Origin of the sequence: Candidatus Endomicrobiellum agilis (genome assembly GCF_020328115.1) — a bacterium.
GTDB classification, from domain to species: domain Bacteria; phylum Elusimicrobiota; class Endomicrobiia; order Endomicrobiales; family Endomicrobiaceae; genus Endomicrobiellum; species Endomicrobiellum agilis.
In genome coordinates this window covers 141,936-159,282 of sequence record NZ_JAIXMW010000006.1, presented here as the reverse complement: position 1 = coordinate 159,282, position 17,347 = coordinate 141,936, and the positions used below count along the sequence as shown (strand labels likewise).

The following is a 17,347-nucleotide window of genomic DNA, read 5'->3' as shown; positions in this document are numbered from 1 at the left end:
TTGAGTACAAGGAGAACGAAATAAAATGATAATAAAAAACAGGGCAACTCTATGGGATAAAATTGCCCTGTACGCTTTGCGGCTATGCTCTATGCTCTTTATTTTTGTAAGCAGAAGAATGTTCTTGTTACTAAATTATACAAAAAAATGAAAAGAATGATATCGCTGTTATTATGACAGAGATTAATTTAAGGACGCATAAATGAAAAAGATTATATGTATATGTATATGTATATGTATATCGCTGACGGCGGGTTGCGGTAAACAGCCTCAAACAAAACCTATGCCAAACGTTGAAAAACAGCAGATAGCAACCAGCAAAGAAAACAAGAAATTGGATACTGCGGAAAAAGAAGGCAAAGGAGTATCCGAAGTTTTGGAAACCTCAAAAAGTTTTCCGAAAGCGGCCTATGAATTTGCAAAAGAGCATTGGATAGCTATTACAGCTGTTACTGTTGCTGCAATTGTGCTTTGTGCCGTGGGATATAAGTACGACGTATTTACTAAGGATTTTTGGGGTTACGTAAAAGACAAGTTTAAAAAAGCCCCCCCTGAAGAGAAGACTGGCGATTCAAAGAAAAAGAAGCCGCCAGAGAAACCGGCAGAGGAAAAGAAAGACGAATTTTTACAATCTAAACATAAGGAAAGCATTCCGAAAAAAACAGGAAAAAGGAAAAAGGAAACTCCGCCAAAAATAGAACCAAGCTCTTTTCAGATAAAACCGGACAAAGACAAAAAAAAGAGATGGGACGAAAATAGCTATTCCGAGAGTGATGAAATAAGCGACAGCGAATACGAGGAGTTTGAACTGCCTAAAGCAGAAACTATAGAAGCTTCAGATATTTCTTCTGTTCCCGAAACAGTAATTACAGAGGTTGACAGAAAACATAAAAGAATAACTATAGCAGGATATAAGGAGAAATACCCCGAAGCATTTAAAAAAAAAGAGGTAGTGACACCAATTTAACAAGTACAATCAGAGAGTTTTGGACGAAAGGAACTCAGAACTGTTTCATCTTGAGAACAAGTGCGCAATGCTGGAAAGTCAGGTGCAAGATAAAGAAACAGAAAATATCCTGCTAAACCTAGAAATAAGAAGTCTTAAAGCACAAATGCAGAGTGATAATCAAAATGTGCTTAACATTATGCAATCCAAGCAAGAACAGATTAATGAGATGAACAAACGTTTTCTGGAAATGGAACAACGTCAAAATAAAGACCGCTCAACAATTGTCAGTTACGAAAATACTATTTCTACTCAGAAAAATACGATATTTGCTCTAAAAGACGAGATTACGAAGCTAAATAACCATGTATCATCCTTAGAACCAAAAGTTAGATACTATGAAAAGGAACTTGCAAAGTACACAAAAAAGTGACAAAAAAAAGATTTTGAAATTATTGACATACAGTTGCGCCTGCTGTGCGATATTTTTGACGCGTGGCAGGTGTATCACAAATATCATAACCCTAAGATTTACGAGATAATTATGAGCTTGTCCGATTTGTTACGTATCCTCATTTTCTTCATATCTTGCCATGATGTAAAAAGTGCAATATAAAAATGAAAAAATTATATGTATATGTATATGTATATGTATATGTTCGTCGTTTGGCTGTGGCAGGCTCCAAAGCGGCGGAAACGCTGAAAATCTTGATGATACCAGCAGAGTAGTCAAACATACACCTCTGTCGTCCGACCCTGCAAATTTGCCCGTTCCAACACCATCGACTAACCCAGCAAAGTCACCCGCTCTTAAACCTCAGTCCTCGAATGCTCCCGCTTCTGATAAGTCTGACTTAAATCCTGCAGATGAATTTTGTGGTAGTGAAAAAAATGCTGACTTGTATTGTTTGCATGCTTTGTCATCCGCTTTTGCAAATGCGGTTTTCCTTTTAATTTCGGGACTGTGTTCTTCGCATTGTGCGAGTATGTTTTTTATGATGTTAAAGATGGTTTCCGCTTTTAGTTTTCCTGTACATGCGTATCTTACAATTCCCTCTTTTTTGTCTAAGGCAAAATTAAGTTTAGCCGCTTTAGCTGCAGATACATGTTTATCGTTATACGGACTTGTAACAAAAAATCCTTTAACGATTATGCGTATTTGCAATATTCAGTGTCTTCTTGAACTTTTCCGATTTCTTGCTTATCCTAATGCTTTCGGTTATTTGCTCTCATGATTTTCATGCTTTAAAAGGTGCAATATTGAAATGAAAAAAATAATATCTGTATGCTTATGTATATGCCTGATGTCTGGCTGTGGTAAGCCGTTTAGGCATGGAAGACCTGTGAATACTGCTGTTGAGGATAAAGGAAGCGAAGGCGTTCCGACGCATTCGCTGACGTCAGATACTTCAAATGCTTCCGCTCCAACTCCTGAGCCGAGTAAGTCTGCTCTGCCTGCGTCTGGTAATGTTGATACAGGTAGCTCAGTTGGGAAGATTGTTCTTTGTGTTGTTGCTCTTGCTGTTATTACTTGTGTGGTGATATATAGACGTGTAAGCCCTGAAATTTTTAGAGATGTTAATGTTGTTCCTAAGGCTAAGTATGTGGATATTCTTGTGAATACTTCTGAGCAATTGGAGTCACAAGGTTATAAACGTTGTTATTATGGTTATTCTTCCTCCACTTCTTATTTTTGGCGTTTTTTTAAGAAGGTAAAGAAGACAATTTGTCATTGGTCTTATTTTGATTTTGAAACGAGGCTACCGATTGAAGGAATGCCTGATTTTTTGTGTGAGGCTTGTTTGTCTCCTGGGTTTCCGCTTTATTATAAGCCTAAGCCTAAGCCTGAGCCTGCACCTAACCAATAGGAGCCTAGAATGCCCGAAAACGTTGAGAGCGTTACTGAAGACATTTTAAAGGAAACACGCAACATCTACATTTCCGCACAGTCGTTAATAAGGCGGTTATGCGATAGGTTTGAAGAGCCTCCCAGAGACCTGATTGATATGTGCGAAGACATAATAAGTAAGGTTTACAGCTTAACTGAAGTACAGATGCAAAAGGTGTCGGACAAGACCGACGAAATTACCGCACACATGGAAACGCTGGTTGAATTGTTGCACGAAACAAACAACAAGTCGCCCGATGACTTGGCTACGCTGATAAAAAAATGTAATGATATAAGTCAGCGCGTAACAAAGATACGAGCGTACGCAGATGTTGCTCTGCATAGCAAAAAGATTTATGGCGACATGTTATTCCAGGCATGTTAGATAACAAAGAACGAGAAGTATGCATCAAAAATCAACAAATGTGCATAGACTACCTTAATGCACTGAATTGTATGTTCTGTCATATGTCGCAGCTAGGCAAAATGAAAGACTCAAAAATATTCCTGAAACCAAAGTTTGAAATAGATGAAGATTGCTATAAAATCGCTTGATATTGTTTGTGGGTGCTTGCTTCATTGCTTTCGTCTGTGGGCTTCTGTGGATAAAATGAACGAATGGAAAAACGACCACATATATAGGTACAAGATAGTCATCGTTTTAATGGGGGGCATGATGAAAAGGAGTCCTTATACCGAGTCATATTCTCGCATACTCACTTACTTAATTATCGCAACTGTCGTCATTGTACTAGCACTGTCGTCCTGTTCGAAACACGCAATCAAGCATGTCGAGCCACTGCCCAAGCCCTCCACCAACACCAAGAAAGCAGAAATACCAGTACCCACACCAACGTCCTACGTATCGCCAACACCAAAACCGCAGACAACACCCGCGCCACTGCCGACGATACCACCAACGAGAACAGACGAGTCATTAGCCGACGTACCAAGTCCGAGCATAATCAAGCGAGTGTTCAGCACTGAGAGCTGTCTCAGACTGGGAGTCTTTCTAGTAGTAGCCACATTCTTTAAATTCGTGGCACAAGAACAGGGATTCCGAGACTTTCTTCTGGGTATGCTCATAAGAGGTTGGGAGCGGCTTGTCCGTAGTGGACTACAGCAAGACCCGCACCACCCAGACGAGCTACTTGACATACCCGCAGAACACCCAGAAGAAGAAGACCATGAACCACACGCCCCGTACGCGCGCTTATGGGACAACCCAGAGTGACGCTATCTAGTTATAACAAGGACATCGCTGGCGTGTGTTGACAAGAGGCAAAAAAAGGTATGCATTTTTGAATTGTGTTGCCTCTAATTTGCATTAGAGGCACCGCAAATCACACGCTTTTTTTTACTCCCTTTTTTGGGTACGACCAAACCAAAATTTGACTTTTTTGCAACTTTTTGGCTAAAATACAGTTGCGACATAAATCGGTCTCAGGTTTTGGAAAAAAAGGCGACCTTCGGTTTTTTAATAATTGATTATCATGGTCTCAGCCGAGCGTGAGGCTAGAAAAAAGCAATTTTGTATAATCTCCCGCCTGTCCGCATAGGATAGGATAGGATAGGATAGGTGTGGTGTGGAAAAAGCAATATCGACTATTTTAACGTTATTACTTATATCGGGTTGTGTTGCTCCGCCTCGTCAACTATCCACGTCGGACGCTGTTGCAGATGTCTCTGATTCGGTACAAGCAGAGCCGTTACAAAAAGCACCTGACTGCACATGCCCAAAAGCACCAGAATGCCCTTGCGCACAACCAAAAATCTATTTGTATTCAGGATACTTAACTGTATCATTTTTGTTTTTAGCCTTGCTTACCGCAGGGCTTATTCGTAGGTACAATTTTGCGGCGGATATGTACTGCTATTGGTTCACGCACTATTATGAAGCCGTTGCGAAATGGAAAGAAATCTGCAGTAAGCAACTTGCAGAAATACAAAGGCTCAAAATGATAATTGCCCAGATGTCCGAAGATTAGAAATAAAAGAGACCCGCGCGGTGTAAAAAGATAAAAAGGATTTTAGATTTCGTTATTACTTCCGGAGGAATAGATATGAAAAAATTAGTATCGTTATTATTATGTATAGTCTTAATCTCAGGCTGTGGCAAACAGCCTAACAAATCTCAACCTGACAAAGCTGATAACAAAAATGCTAACCAGCTGAGACCATCACCATCACCATCACCATCGCCATCGACAAGCCCAACGCCTACACCATCGCCAACGTCGTTACCATTACCTGAGGAACAGTTCTCAATCCCTGAATCCTCTGAATACTCAAAAACTAAAATCGGTACCGGTATAGCTGTTGCTCTTATTGCTCTTTTCATATTTTGTAAATGTGGTTGCTGTTGCTGTTGTAAAAAGGGTTCTGATAAGTCTTCTAGTAGCGGTAGTAAAAAATAAAGCACCTCTAAACAGTTTTCCTCTTATTGGTGGCCAAGCCCAATAATCAAAGAAGGATTTAAGCAGTTCCAACCTCATTAAGAAATTTGTTATCACTCCTGCCTGTTCGCATAGGGCAGGAGTGATAAGGTTAATAGCTGTGTCCTTAATAGCAATTTTAGTCCCTGGCTGTGGTAAGTCTGCTATACCTCAATTATCTGAGCCTGAGCTGCTACCACTATTTGAGCCACTACAATAGTATGAGTCCGCTCGATTCAGACTCCGATGAGGATATTAGGGTTGATAGGGACGCCTTCTTTAATAGCGTAATTAGAACAGCTGGTGTATGTGCTTTTGTTTTGAATCTTGGTAGCAATGTTCCTCTATTAGATTTTGTTGTTGCTGTCTACTTGCAGACAGGGTTTGCTCTTTGGGTGGCGTCTTTTGTATATGGTTATCTGTTTCCCAATGATACGTCTTATAAGAACTCTTATTGGTGTAAGTGTATTACACTAGCGAAATTCAGTATAAGAGCATGGTTAGCAGCTATGTTCGTCAGCTGAATCCTAGAACACATCTCTCTGACATACGAGCAAAATGAAATCAAAGAAGAGACTATTAGAATGAAAAGAAATATTGTAATTTTGCTCTGTCTGGTATTCTTTACTCAAAGTACTTTTGCTGATTGAGATATTTGGTGTGATGATTGCCAACGTCAGCGTGATGAGTGTTATGAACATAATCTGGGTTAGCAGAAGTTGCATAGAGCTGAAACAAGTAAAATTGGGAAGTTAGAAGCTCTAAATAGTGTGTTAGAAACTCAAAATGAGAAGTCGCAAGCTGACCACCAATGGACTAAAAAATGGCTTAAAAGAGGAGCTGCAGTTTCTGGTTTTGTTGTTCTCTTGAGTGGCATTTTTCATTATTGCCAATCTCGCCGAATTAAATATTACAAATTGCGCTCGACTGATATTAGTGACCAAGTCCAATAATCAAAGAAGAATTTAGGCAGTTCCAACCCCACTAAAGAAAATAATATAAAGAAACTTGTTATTCCTGCCGTCCCGATAGGATAGGATAGGATAGGATAGGATAGGATAGGATAGGATAGGATAGGTGTGAAAAAGCTAATAGCTGTGTTTTTAATAGCAATTTTAGTCTCAGGATGCGGTAGACGTCCTGCACCACAGTCCTTATTAAATAATACTTCCGTTTCTGTACCTTCAAATATTCCCTTGCCGACATCAGCACCAAGACCAAACATTACAGACCTGCCCGCACTGCCCGAGCCTGTGGAAGAAACCAAGCTAAAAATCCCGTGGGCAAAGGTCATTATCACCACTGCGGCATTGGCATTTCTCTGGGGATTCGTACAAGAAAACAAAGAGCTTCTAAGAGACCGAATCAGTCGGCTCGGTTTCTGGTCGGATGTATATTGGGCGGATTTCAAGGCAAGCTTGAAGCATGGTTACTATTGGCTCTGCCTTAATGGTCCCGGAGTGTATAGTTGGCTACCAGAACCGAAGAACGACCCTGAATTTGATGAGTATAAGACGGCTGAGTGGCTGTCAAGGCCTGTCACACCGACCGTGGTATATAGCAGTCGGCCGTATGTCAATGAGTACTGGTGGAACCCGCCACCGCCACCAGAGCTACCACCACCAGCACCAGAGCCAGTTCTTAATTTGGAGACACCGCCAAATGAGGTGTTGGTCAGAACGACTAGAAGAGGCGCTGGTGCAGGCGAGAGACGAACTTAGAGAGGTTATGGTGGGGCTGTATAACCCTCCGCTGACGCCAAACCGCATAACTAGGAGACACAGCTACGCAGGCAGGAAATATGACAAGCTCGACGACCCACTTATGTTCGAGCGGAGCGAGTGGATTCAATGGGCGAAAGACGATACGGACATGCCCGGAGAAGTATGCCCGGTCCCTCGTGGCACATGGGCGGCAATAACCGCAAAAGATAAGGAAATCCGCTTTGACCTGAAGTGCCGCAAGCTAGGACTTAGAGACCATAAGCTAGTCAGAAGGCACAGCTGCGAAAGCGAGGGCAGGGAATGCCTAGACTTTTCGGGGGCAAAGTTATCCAAGCCGAGAGCCTATACGTACGAGCCTTCGAGTAAAATCTCTCTCGAACCTCAGCCACCGCTGAAGCCCCTCCATTTCCTGACATTGACTAGATACCTCAAAAGATGTGTAGTATATCTGTAGTTAAATTTTAATGCAAGCCGAGCCAATATAAAAACTGTGGATTTATTTACGGCGGCAGAGTTCTCTTTTATAGTTGTTATATTCGCTTTATTTTGGGGGTATCTTCATCGCCGAAGTTTATTGCCCAAGTGTAAGAAATTGGCTACATACGCCCGTGTTTTATTAACTGCACTGCACCGCGTCCGTACATGCCAATATCTGCAAGGTACAATTGGTACAAAAAACCGCTTGAATATACAGACGAACCAATGCCGCCGCCGTTAAAGTGGGTCAAAGACGAAAATGGCGTGTGGCGATTATCCAATGCCGTTTTGCCAACCGCAAAAAGATACACAAGTAAAGACAGAGATAATGGAATACTTATAAGCGGCCTATACCTGATAAAAATGCTGAAGAAGTAGAAACAAAATTTCCAAAACACGAGCAAGAAAAAACAGAAATAGGGATAGTGTGTATAGAATGATATCTATATTTGATAAAGATATAAAAGGTGCAATATGAAAATGAAAAAAATTATATCTGTATGTTTATGTATATGTCTGATGTCTGGCTGTGATAAGCTGCTTAATCATGGAAGACCTGTGAATACTGTTGTTGAAGATAAAGCACCGCATTCGCTTCCGTCAAATACTCCAAATGCTTCCGCTTCTGTACCTTCAAACACTCCCGCTCCAACACCTGAGCCGAGTAAGACTGCTCAGCCGTCTGATAGTGCTGATACAGGCAGCTCAGTTGGGAAATATGTCGGTTATTCTGTTGTTGTCATTCTGTCCGTTATTGTCGTATGTTGTGGCGGTTATTATGGCGTTTATAAGCCGCTTTATAGATTTGCAGATATAGATATTAAGCCTTTTCTTGAGGATTTATTAGATGAAATTCCTTCTGTTAAAGATATGCCTGAAGGTTGTAAAGAATGTTATTTTAGTGAAGGTCATTTTTTTGATTTTGATACAAATAAATTTATTGAAGAAATCCCTGTTAGTGTAAAAGAAGGAACTTCTGGATTTGTATTACCTACTTACTATTATAAACCTAATTCGTTAATGCTGAACCTTCTGAAAACTTTGTTAAGAAAGATATTCAGAATTGAAGTACCGAAGTCCTATTATGATAGATAGGAGCCTATAATGCCCGAAAACGTTGAGAGCGTTAGTGAAGACATTTTAAAGGAAACACGCAATATCTACATTTCCGCACAGTCGTTAATAAGGCGGTTATGCGATAGGTTTGACGAGCCTCCCAGAGACCTGATTGATATGTGCAAAGATATAATAAGTTCAGTTTACAAGACTGAGGTTAATCTGAAAAAATGAAAAGAATAATAATTGTAAGTTTAATTTCTGGATTTATTTCTGGTTGCGTAACATATAGCACAGATGTTTATGACGCAGAAGGCTATTATAAACATAGCTTTAATAAAGCCGGTTACCGCACAACAAATCGCATAACAAGTAAATGGAGTTTTTGGAGGTTTTTAGATTTTCTGCGGGACATGGACATATAATGAAATTTAGATTAGTCGGTATTGATGAAAACGATAAACTGCATTATCATCTCGGCGAGGGAGTGTACAGCTCATGTCCCGATAAAGCGAAAGTTTACGAGGTTGAAGATAGGACATTTGTAAACGATAACGCATTCATGCAGACTGCTTTTTATTACACGCTCGCAAAAGAAAAAAAAGAGAGGTTCAGACGAGTGTTTAAAGAGGAAATAGAATGACAGAAAACGCCGAGAGCATCGCTGAAGATATTTTAAAAGAAACACGCAATATTTACATTTCCGCTCCGCACAGTCGCTGATAAGGCGGTTATGCGATAAGTTTGACGAGCCTCCGAGAGAGTTAATTGTGATGTGCGAAAATATAATAAGTTCAATCTACAGGATTGAAGTCAACTAAAAAAAATGAAGAAAATTATATGCACATGTTTGTGTATATTCTTGGCGTCTGGCTGTGACAGACTTCACAATGGCGGGAACACTGCGAATTTTGACGCTGTTAGCAAAGTAAGTATTCCAATCTCCGAGCCTTCAATTACACCCACATCCACACCAAAGCCGGCACCCTTTCCAACACCAAAAAGCCAATGCAGAACAGAAAAGACATAACCTCACATCATGGAACAAAACGACATAGGAAAGACGCAGACGGAAAGCCGCAAAGCGCAGGCAAAAGTTGTATCTAACCAGATAAAGGCAAAAAAGAACTACCTTTACCAGACAGGACTCCGAAAGAAGGTCGTAGAATTTCCTGAAGATGAGCAACCGACCGAACGACAGAACCCGTCCGAGAACACAGACCAGAACTCAGAATCAGCAGGAGGAGCGTAGGTGTATAATAAAAACAGAAAGGATAAAAAAAATGAAAAAGAAATACCTGTTTTTAATACCTTTGAGGGCATATTTTTTGAATTTGTATATCTTTGCAAACCCAATTCGTCAAAAGAGATAAAACTCTTGAAATCTCTGAAAATTTGATTGAGGAAAAAAATAGGAATGTTTAGGAAATAGAATGAAAAAATTATATGTGTATGTTTGTGTATATATCTGATGTCCGGCTGTGGTAAGCTGCTTAATAATAGAAGCACTGTGAATACTGTCGTTGATAATAAAGGAAGCGCAGACGCTTCAACGCCGACGCCGACGCCGACACTGCCACTGCCATCAACATCAAATTCCAGCGCCTTCGCAGAATGAAACTAATCCGCACCTGCCCGATAATGGTAAGCCTTCCTCTTGGATTTCTTGGCATTGGTATTTTCCTATGGTCAATACAGGTAACTCAGTTGCAAATTGTGTTTTGAATTTTGTTGCTTATGTTGCTTTGCTTGTTATACCTTATAGCGGTTATAGGTTGTATGAAGGCAGGAGCAGAACATATTATCACGCTGCTAGTGAGCTGCGTTCTTTTAAGCGCCGAATTAATCTTTCTAAATATGCCGAGCTTGGTTATAGGATTTGTGAATTTTATGAATATCCTGCCGGTATGAAGCAGCCTTGCAGGTCTTTCCCGCAATGGATATTTTATTTATAAGGAAAAGCCTGTAAGACCTCTTAAAAGAACTATTTGCAATGTTTACTATAAAAACCTTATAAAGCGCATTGAATTTATTTATATATCTGAGCCTGATTTGTAAAAAGAAAATAGAATGAAAAAAATATATGTGCATATTTGTGTATATTTTGGGTGTCTGGCTGGCAGCCAAAAGAGCAGATTGTTCATAAAGATTTATCCGCTGATTTACCTACTGATAATAACCTTCATAATGACAAACCTCAACTGACAGAGGCTACAGCTAATTTGCCTGCTAAGAATTCTGCGATTGGTGCCGATAATCATCTTGTCAGCGCCGAGCTTACAGCTTTGAGCTGATATGCCGCCCAATATATTTGTTTGTTTGTAATTTTGGACTTTATTATTTAAAAGATAAATTTGAAAGAAAGTTATCATCTGTCAAAAAAGTAGATATTAATAAAAACAAGCCCGCGTCTGTGACAGTGACACAAAACAAGCAAAACGTGAAAAAGAGGCAAGAAGCCGGGAGAAACAAGAAAAACAACTATTGCGTCGTCAGTCTGTAGCCCGGTACTCATCTTGAATGGTTGATAGGGAAATTTCATACTATTCAATGTTTATTAGAAAAAACTGCTCAATATAAAGATAAACCCGCAGGCGACCCATAGGATACAAATATTAAAGAATGTAGAGCAAGATATAAGAATGCACACGCAGAATATTATGAATAGAAGTCTTTGATGGACAATTTGGACAAGGAACAAAAAAAAACTAATAGAAAACTCGCAGAAACTGAAACTTGATAATCCTGATAAGTATAAGAAGAAGAAGAAAAAATAATATGAGATAGTAAGTTGGCAGAATTGAAACAGACGCTTTAGGCACTAAAAATACAACGAAAAAAAGAAAGGTATCGTAAAAAGTAAAGAAGTGGAACAATGAGAAAAATTATAAACAAAGACGTTTTATTTTTATACCAAATTGCGGGGGCAGGATTTGAACCTGCGGCCTTCAGGTTATGAGCCTGACGAGCTACCGGACTGCTCCACCCCGCGTCTTGTTTATATTCTTTTGTTCATACTCTCTTGATAATTATATCAATATCCTCGTCTGTCTGTCAAGCAAATCATTTTAGGACGGGCGTCTCGCCCGCGATGGAACCAAAATCATTGTTCAGCGTTTTGTCAAATTACTTCTTCAAGTCTTTTATTGCGCGCATACCCATACGGCGTCGATTATTTTAGCGTTTCTTTCCCTACTGGCCAGATACTATGGCGTAAAAAAGCTCTTTGGGAGAAAGGATATAGCCTGTTCCGTTAAAAATATAACTATCACTTAAATTAAGATTAACATTTCTAAAACATCTTAACATTATTTATATCTATGGTCCCGCTCGTTATATTTCTAAGACTCAGTTCTTCTTTATCTTCTCCTTATCATATTTACAAATAAGGGCAACACCTTTTAATCAGCCAATCAATATCTGCCGTCACTAGAACGATGACTGTGATTACGGATGGTCACTCAATAGCAGTCTCTTCCTCTTTAGGGAATAAACTGCACAAATGGCTAATTTCTTCTTCTGAATAAATTTTTACTTCCTCTTTCTTTACTTCCTCTTTCTCCTGAAAATTATCGTGCCGCTGCTTTTGTCCACAACTCAAAGAAAGCAACGAAAATATAACTATCAAAATAAACATTCTCTTCATTTTTATCCGCTTTTTTTATTGCTTTCATTGCTTTTGTAGTTCTCTTTTTGTATGTTCAAAAGATTTGTTCTTCAATTTATATATGTCCATTGCCAAAAGTCCTCCCACAACTTCAATACAGCTAGATGAAACGCATATTAATTACAGTCCCTTTTTACTTCCTTCGGGAAAAAGATAAAACGATATTTTCCAGCTAGCCTTTTCTGAAAAGAATAATATAAAATTATATTCGTGCAATCGCTTGTCTCAAAAATTGAGAAGAGTTCCGCGCGACAAACGCAAGACAAACGCGGATATTTTTAATACGCAATTTTTGTACAATTCTACAACTCGGTCTTTATATATACGAACGTTTTTTCAACGGTCTTTCATAAAAATCTTTGCAAATATACTCTTCTTGAAAATAATGGCTTTATGCGGACACATTTCGTGACAACAAAAACAGCTTATGCATTTTTTCGCGTCAACATGCGGATATTGATTAATCCCAGGACGTATCGCTCCTGCGGGACACGACCTGATGCAAAGCATACATCTCATACATATTTTTTCATTCACGGCTGCTTTTATCCATAAGAATTTCCCAAAAATGCGTATTATAAATTTTGGAAACAAATCCAACTTTCTCACGGACGGGAACTTAAATTCCTTTAAATTAAAGCTTCCTCGTTTTTCGCCTAAAATTTCAACCGTGCTGAAAACACTTTTTGTCATCTTTAAATTTTTTAATATGTCGCTGTTCGATATGTCGTAACCTAACATATCTAACAAATACGCATCAAGAACGGCAGCATCGCAAGAAGCGGCAATTAAATCCGTTTTTCTCACCTCGCCGGCGCTCGGACCGTTTCCTTCCATAGAAAGAATACCGTCGACAAGAGTAAATCTTATTTTACTTTTGAAAAACAAATAAATGTTTGTAAGTAAATCCGCAAAATCTTTGTTTTTAGACGCATACTTATGATATTCCACTTTCATAAGACCCGGAACTAATCCATAAAGATTTTTTATACCCGCAGAAAAACTCATTAACGTATGTGTTTTTAATTTCGGCAAACTGATTATTCCATCACAATCCAAAGCGACATTTGAGAAATTAACCCTTCGTATATTTTTATCGTTAATATCAAATTTTTTTGAACCTGCAGCTTCAAAACTCATGAGTTCAACTTTTTCTTCGCTGCAAACTTTTTCCATCTGTGTCACTTTCCATAAATTTTTTATGTCTCTTACATCGCCGCCCGGACTGTCGCCAACCACAGGAACGGCTCCTACTTCTTTTACAAGTTTTATAATAGCTCTTACAATTTCAGGATGCGTTGTCACAGCTTTGGACGGATCTTTAGGGGCTAAAAGATTGGGTTTGATAAGAATTTTCTCCGACGGCTTTATAAAAGCAGATACGCCGCCTAGGAGATTAACCGCTTCCTTGACAGCATTATTTACCTTATTGTAATCGTCACATTTTATGAGACTTATTTTCGTCATCGGCATAAAATTCCCAAAATAAAATTTCTTTCACAGTATCGGCTTTCATCTATTACATTTTAAAAGAATAAAGCAGCTTCTCCCTACAAATTCCTGAAAAAACCCGATATTTCAAAACCTTAAATCTCTTTTGTTTAGCTCTATAATAACAAACGATGAAAAATAAAGAAAACGACAAACGTTCAAATATTAAGATAAAAAACAACAGATTCGCTATGCGATTGCATCGTCTTGCTTATTCATTTTTACAGATATTATTTTTGAAACACCGTGTTCTTCCATCGTTACGCCGTAAAGAATATCCATCATCTCCATAGTACGCTTATTATGCGTTACAACCAAAAACTGCGTTTTAGCAGAAAACTCTTTGACCATAGTATTGTATCTGCCTACGTTTGCGTCATCTAGCGGGGCGTCAACTTCGTCTAAAATACAAAAAGGCGAAGGTTTAGCCATAAAGAAAGCGAAAAGCAGAGCAACAGCGGTTAAAGCTTTTTCGCCGCCGGAGCAAAGCGAAACATTCCGCAGTTTCTTTCCCGGAGGTTGAGCATAAATATCAACGCCACTCTCAAGCAGATTATTTTCATCAGTAAGCATCAGGTCCGCTTCGCCGCCGCCAAAAAGTTTTCTGTAAAGTTGTTTAAAATTTACCCTTACAACGCCAAAAGTCTCTTTAAAGTTTTCTACAGTAGCCTGATTGATTTTTTTTATAACTTGGTGCAAATCATCTTTAGCTTTCAACAAATCCTGTTGCTGCGTCAAAAGGAAATTATATCTTTGTTCCAAAACGTCATATTCTTCCTGCGCCGCAAGGTTTACAGCGCCTAAAGATTCCATTTTCCTCTTTATTTTCGCAATTTCTTCGCTGTTTGCTTCAACGCCGTCAAAGTCATTCTTAATCTCTTCATAGTTTTTGCCATACGTTTCGGCAAGTCTCTTTTTTAAATCATTTTTCTGATACTCAAAATTCTTTACATCAACCTGCACGGCGTTTATCTGGTCGCTTAAACCGTCAACTTTACCGCGTAAATCACGCCATTCGTTTGTCTTTGCGTCCAGCGCGTCCTGCAATGTCCGCTTATCCGTCAAAGAAATCCGCATCTCGGTTTCTTTCTGCGCTTGCCGCTCGTATAACCGTTGTATTTTTACTGTTTCCTTTTCTTGAGAAGCAAGCAATTCTGAAAGCTTTTCACCGTTTTCTTTTATTTTACTTTCGGCATACCGCACCTGCCGGCTGATGTTGGCAATATTATCAAAGACATACTGCCGCCCTTTCTGCCTGTTTTCCACTTCGGCAACTTTTTTATCCCAATCGCTTCTGGCGTTCATCATCAGAGGGGTGACGAGTTCTTCTTCTTTTCTCGCCGAAAGTATATCGTTCTCAACAACTTTCAATTCTTCGTAAAGTTTATTTTCTTCATCTTTATAATTAGCAATTTTTGTTTCAAAAGCAGACATTTTTTCATTAAAAGACGCAAGTTTCGTTTTTTGTGAATTTATTTCTTCTTTGTGTCTGTTCATTTCAGCGGCAATATTTTTTATACTGTTTTTCTTTTCTCCAATCCGAACGTGTTTTTCTTCGATCTGCGTTTTTATCTTTATTATGTCAAAACCTAATCTTTCCTTTTCAAGACGGGAATTTATTTGATATTCGTTTATTCGCTCTATCTCAGATTGAATAGAAGAAACGCTGCGTTTAATCTCGTCAGACTCTTCATGAAGTTTTTTTATCTGCTCTTCAATCAATACAGGTTTTTCAAAAGATATTTTTCCACCGCCTTGAACTACGACCTCTCCGTAAATTTTATTTCCAGATATAAGAGTATTAGAACATAAAAAGCGGATTATTTTTTCATCTTCAGGATTATACCTCAAATATTCTATAAGTTCGGTATATTCAAGAGGAAGTCTTATATTGGGCGTTTGACGAGAATCGGAAATTTTTTCGGCAACTATAAAAGAAAGTCTGCTCAAACCGTTGTCTTCCAAAAATTTAACGGCTCGTTCTGCTTTTTCTGAAGTCTCACACACAAGATAATTTAACTTTTCGCCTAAAGCCGATGCTATAAGTTCAATTTTATCGTCATCGGCGTCAATTAAACTGCTCACGGGACCTTTTGCAATATCTCCCAAACTTAATACCGCTCTTATAGATGATCTCACAGGATCCTGCTGATCAAATTCTTTTAAAGTAGTTACGCGAGCCTCATCAGAAGCAAGAGTTTCTTTATATTGCGATAAACTGTTTTCCAGAGTTTTTATTTTCTCTTCATTTTCTGAAACAATTTTGTTTATTTCTTCTCTTTTGGCTCCGAACGAACGCAACGATTCGTTGGCGGCGACAAGTTCGGTTTCAATATTTGCAACCTCCAGATTCGCCGGTTCGATATCATTTTCAAGTCTCGTTATTATTCTCTCTAAAGAAGTCGCGTCTGCATCTAAATGTATTTTTGCTTCGGCAAGTCCCGTTTTTGAATTAAGCTGCCGCTCTTTTTCCGACTTAAGTTCTGAAATTTTTGAGCGAATCGTATTTTCTTTTGACTCGAATTCTAAAAGTTCCGCTTTTATCAAATTATATTGCCGTTCTTTCTCTCTATAAACATCCTCAAGACGGGCAGCTTCCACAGACAAAGAATCGTCGCCGGCGTTTAAAGTTTTAAGCTGCTCTTCCATCTGAACAACTTTATCGCGGTTCGTTATAAGCTCCCGTTCAAGTCTTTCCTGCTCGGTCTTTATTTCGGTTTCGCGCTGCGCCGCATTCTGTATTACTTGGTCGGCAATACCTATCTGCGTTTTTACTTCGCTTAAATCTCTATTTATATTCACATACTGTTCATTTTTTGTGTCCAAAACAAGATGCATTTCTTGAATTTCAGCATCAAGCCGCATCATAAAAGCATTATCTGATTCAAACTTTTCTATTTTAGGATTCAGCTCTCTCTTTATTCTTTCTATTTCGCTGATGTCGCAGGTTATTTGCCGCACTAAAGAAATGGTTTCGTATTTTGCAAGGTTTTCACGGCATTCTTTATATTGCTTTGCTTTTTTCGCAGCCGAATCCAAAGCCGTTATCTGCTGGTTGTGGATTATAAGAGCATCCGATAAACGAGACATATCAACATCAATTTTTTCAAGTTTCCTTAAAGTTTCTTCTCTTCTCGCTTTATATTTTGCTATTCCGGCGGCTTCTTCAAACATTTCTCTTCTGTCTTCAGGTTTTGCCGTAGTCAAAAAGTCAACTTTTCCCTGTTCGATTATTGAATAGCCGTCATGTCCTATACCGGTATCTAAAAACATATCTCTTACATCCTTAAGCCTACACTGCGTTTTGTTTATGAAATATTCGCTCTCGCCGCTTCTGAACAATCTCCGCGTCACAGTAACTTCAGAATAATTTATAGGCAAAACATTCTGCGAATTGTCAAAAGTAAGGGAAACTTCAGCCATTCCGGTAGTAGCTCTCGTCTGCGTACCGCCAAATATCACTTCCTGCATATTGGAACTTCTCATTGACTTCGCTTTCTGCTCCCCAAGACACCAGCGTATAGAATCCGATATATTGGACTTGCCGCAACCGTTAGGACCTACAATACCAGAAATACCAGGTTCAAAATCTAACACCGTCTTGTCGGCAAACGATTTAAAACCGCACAATTCCACTTTCTTTAAGTGCATTATATTATTTCC

The 17,347-nt window shown here is 39.0% G+C and carries 19 protein-coding genes and 1 tRNA gene; 14 read left to right on the top strand and 6 right to left on the bottom strand.

The features are described from left to right. The first annotated feature begins 202 nt into the window (after positions 1–202). From LE179_RS05025 to LE179_RS05005, 5 genes are all read left to right on the top strand, one after another. On the top strand, positions 203–967 hold the full coding sequence (locus LE179_RS05025; RefSeq protein WP_374129279.1) for a hypothetical protein: 765 nt from the start codon (positions 203–205) through the stop codon (positions 965–967). A gap of 82 nt (positions 968–1,049) precedes the next feature. Further along, positions 1,050–1,379: a hypothetical protein gene (locus LE179_RS05020; protein ID WP_374129278.1), complete on the top strand. Its 330-nt coding sequence runs from the start codon at positions 1,050–1,052 to the stop codon at positions 1,377–1,379. A 172-nt stretch (positions 1,380–1,551) separates the two neighbouring features. Further along, a complete protein-coding gene (locus LE179_RS05015; RefSeq protein WP_374129277.1) occupies positions 1,552–2,181 on the top strand; it encodes a hypothetical protein in 630 nt (209 codons plus the stop codon). 30 nt (positions 2,182–2,211) lie between these two features. After that, on the top strand, positions 2,212–2,814 hold the full coding sequence (locus tag LE179_RS05010; RefSeq protein WP_374129276.1) for a hypothetical protein: 603 nt from the start codon (positions 2,212–2,214) through the stop codon (positions 2,812–2,814). 9 nt (positions 2,815–2,823) lie between these two features. Continuing rightward, positions 2,824–3,219 carry a hypothetical protein gene (locus tag LE179_RS05005; protein WP_374129275.1) on the top strand — a complete coding sequence of 132 codons (396 nt, stop codon included), beginning with the start codon at positions 2,824–2,826 and terminating at the stop codon, positions 3,217–3,219. A gap of 473 nt (positions 3,220–3,692) precedes the next feature. Here LE179_RS05005 and LE179_RS05000 read toward each other — a convergent pair whose 3' ends face one another. Next, positions 3,693–3,860 (bottom strand): hypothetical protein, encoded by a 168-nt coding sequence (locus LE179_RS05000; protein WP_374129274.1) that lies wholly within the window; start codon positions 3,858–3,860, stop codon positions 3,693–3,695. Between the two features lie 560 nt (positions 3,861–4,420). Between LE179_RS05000 and LE179_RS04995 the strand changes: the two genes are divergently transcribed. Both LE179_RS04995 and LE179_RS04990 read left to right on the top strand, forming a co-directional pair. After that, entirely contained in the window at positions 4,421–4,822 is a 402-nt protein-coding gene (locus LE179_RS04995; RefSeq protein WP_374129273.1) for a hypothetical protein, read from the top strand. A 75-nt stretch (positions 4,823–4,897) separates the two neighbouring features. Further along, on the top strand, positions 4,898–5,251 hold the full coding sequence (locus tag LE179_RS04990) for a hypothetical protein (protein WP_374129272.1): 354 nt from the start codon (positions 4,898–4,900) through the stop codon (positions 5,249–5,251). A 928-nt stretch (positions 5,252–6,179) separates the two neighbouring features. Here LE179_RS04990 and LE179_RS04985 read toward each other — a convergent pair. Further along, positions 6,180–6,494: a hypothetical protein gene (locus LE179_RS04985; protein WP_374129271.1), complete on the bottom strand. Its 315-nt coding sequence runs from the start codon at positions 6,492–6,494 to the stop codon at positions 6,180–6,182. Between the two features lie 437 nt (positions 6,495–6,931). Between LE179_RS04985 and LE179_RS04980 the strand changes: the two genes are divergently transcribed. The 7 genes from LE179_RS04980 (at position 6,932) to LE179_RS04950 (ending at position 10,481) form a co-directional block, all read left to right on the top strand. Then, positions 6,932–7,447 (top strand): hypothetical protein, encoded by a 516-nt coding sequence (locus LE179_RS04980; RefSeq protein WP_374129270.1) that lies wholly within the window; start codon positions 6,932–6,934, stop codon positions 7,445–7,447. Between the two features lie 503 nt (positions 7,448–7,950). After that, positions 7,951–8,565, top strand: a complete 615-nt coding sequence (locus LE179_RS04975; protein ID WP_374129269.1) for a hypothetical protein — start codon at positions 7,951–7,953, stop codon at positions 8,563–8,565. 9 nt (positions 8,566–8,574) lie between these two features. After that, on the top strand, positions 8,575–8,760 hold the full coding sequence (locus tag LE179_RS04970; RefSeq protein WP_374129268.1) for a hypothetical protein: 186 nt from the start codon (positions 8,575–8,577) through the stop codon (positions 8,758–8,760). A gap of 190 nt (positions 8,761–8,950) precedes the next feature. Beyond that, on the top strand, positions 8,951–9,169 hold the full coding sequence (locus tag LE179_RS04965; protein ID WP_374129267.1) for a hypothetical protein: 219 nt from the start codon (positions 8,951–8,953) through the stop codon (positions 9,167–9,169). Positions 9,170–9,565: 396 nt separating this feature from the next. Continuing rightward, complete coding sequence (locus tag LE179_RS04960) at positions 9,566–9,778, top strand: hypothetical protein (RefSeq protein WP_374129266.1); 213 nt, start codon at positions 9,566–9,568, stop codon at positions 9,776–9,778. Then, positions 9,779–9,925, top strand: coding sequence for a hypothetical protein (locus LE179_RS04955; RefSeq protein ID WP_374129265.1), 147 nt, complete (start codon positions 9,779–9,781; stop codon positions 9,923–9,925). Between the two features lie 124 nt (positions 9,926–10,049). Then, positions 10,050–10,481 carry a hypothetical protein gene (locus LE179_RS04950; RefSeq protein WP_374129264.1) on the top strand — a complete coding sequence of 144 codons (432 nt, stop codon included), beginning with the start codon at positions 10,050–10,052 and terminating at the stop codon, positions 10,479–10,481. A gap of 963 nt (positions 10,482–11,444) precedes the next feature. Here the strand turns inward: LE179_RS04950 and LE179_RS04945 are convergent. From LE179_RS04945 to smc, 4 genes are all read right to left on the bottom strand, one after another. Next, positions 11,445–11,518: transfer RNA gene (locus tag LE179_RS04945), tRNA-Met, on the bottom strand. A gap of 465 nt (positions 11,519–11,983) precedes the next feature. Beyond that, positions 11,984–12,172, bottom strand: a complete 189-nt coding sequence (locus LE179_RS04940; protein WP_374129263.1) for a hypothetical protein — start codon at positions 12,170–12,172, stop codon at positions 11,984–11,986. 357 nt (positions 12,173–12,529) lie between these two features. Next, positions 12,530–13,666 carry a DUF362 domain-containing protein gene (locus LE179_RS04935; RefSeq protein ID WP_374129262.1) on the bottom strand — a complete coding sequence of 379 codons (1,137 nt, stop codon included), beginning with the start codon at positions 13,664–13,666 and terminating at the stop codon, positions 12,530–12,532. 207 nt (positions 13,667–13,873) lie between these two features. Beyond that, on the bottom strand, positions 13,874–17,335 hold the full coding sequence (smc, locus tag LE179_RS04930) for a chromosome segregation protein SMC (RefSeq protein ID WP_374129261.1): 3,462 nt from the start codon (positions 17,333–17,335) through the stop codon (positions 13,874–13,876). Positions 17,336–17,347 lie beyond the last annotated feature (12 nt).

Coding starts and splice junctions, on each gene's coding strand:
- LE179_RS05025 (WP_374129279.1), top strand. CDS start 203: ATGAAAAAGATTATATGTATATGTATATGTATATGTATATCGCTGACG.
- LE179_RS05010 (WP_374129276.1), top strand. CDS start 2,212: ATGAAAAAAATAATATCTGTATGCTTATGTATATGCCTGATGTCTGGC.
- LE179_RS05005 (WP_374129275.1), top strand. CDS start 2,824: ATGCCCGAAAACGTTGAGAGCGTTACTGAAGACATTTTAAAGGAAACA.
- LE179_RS04990 (WP_374129272.1), top strand. CDS start 4,898: ATGAAAAAATTAGTATCGTTATTATTATGTATAGTCTTAATCTCAGGC.
- LE179_RS04985 (WP_374129271.1), bottom strand. CDS start 6,494: ATGTTTGGTCTTGGTGCTGATGTCGGCAAGGGAATATTTGAAGGTACA.
- LE179_RS04980 (WP_374129270.1), top strand. CDS start 6,932: ATGAGGTGTTGGTCAGAACGACTAGAAGAGGCGCTGGTGCAGGCGAGA.
- LE179_RS04975 (WP_374129269.1), top strand. CDS start 7,951: ATGAAAAAAATTATATCTGTATGTTTATGTATATGTCTGATGTCTGGC.
- LE179_RS04970 (WP_374129268.1), top strand. CDS start 8,575: ATGCCCGAAAACGTTGAGAGCGTTAGTGAAGACATTTTAAAGGAAACA.
- LE179_RS04965 (WP_374129267.1), top strand. CDS start 8,951: ATGAAATTTAGATTAGTCGGTATTGATGAAAACGATAAACTGCATTAT.
- LE179_RS04960 (WP_374129266.1), top strand. CDS start 9,566: ATGGAACAAAACGACATAGGAAAGACGCAGACGGAAAGCCGCAAAGCG.
- LE179_RS04940 (WP_374129263.1), bottom strand. CDS start 12,172: ATGAAGAGAATGTTTATTTTGATAGTTATATTTTCGTTGCTTTCTTTG.
- LE179_RS04935 (WP_374129262.1), bottom strand. CDS start 13,666: ATGCCGATGACGAAAATAAGTCTCATAAAATGTGACGATTACAATAAG.
- smc (WP_374129261.1), bottom strand. CDS start 17,335: ATGCACTTAAAGAAAGTGGAATTGTGCGGTTTTAAATCGTTTGCCGAC.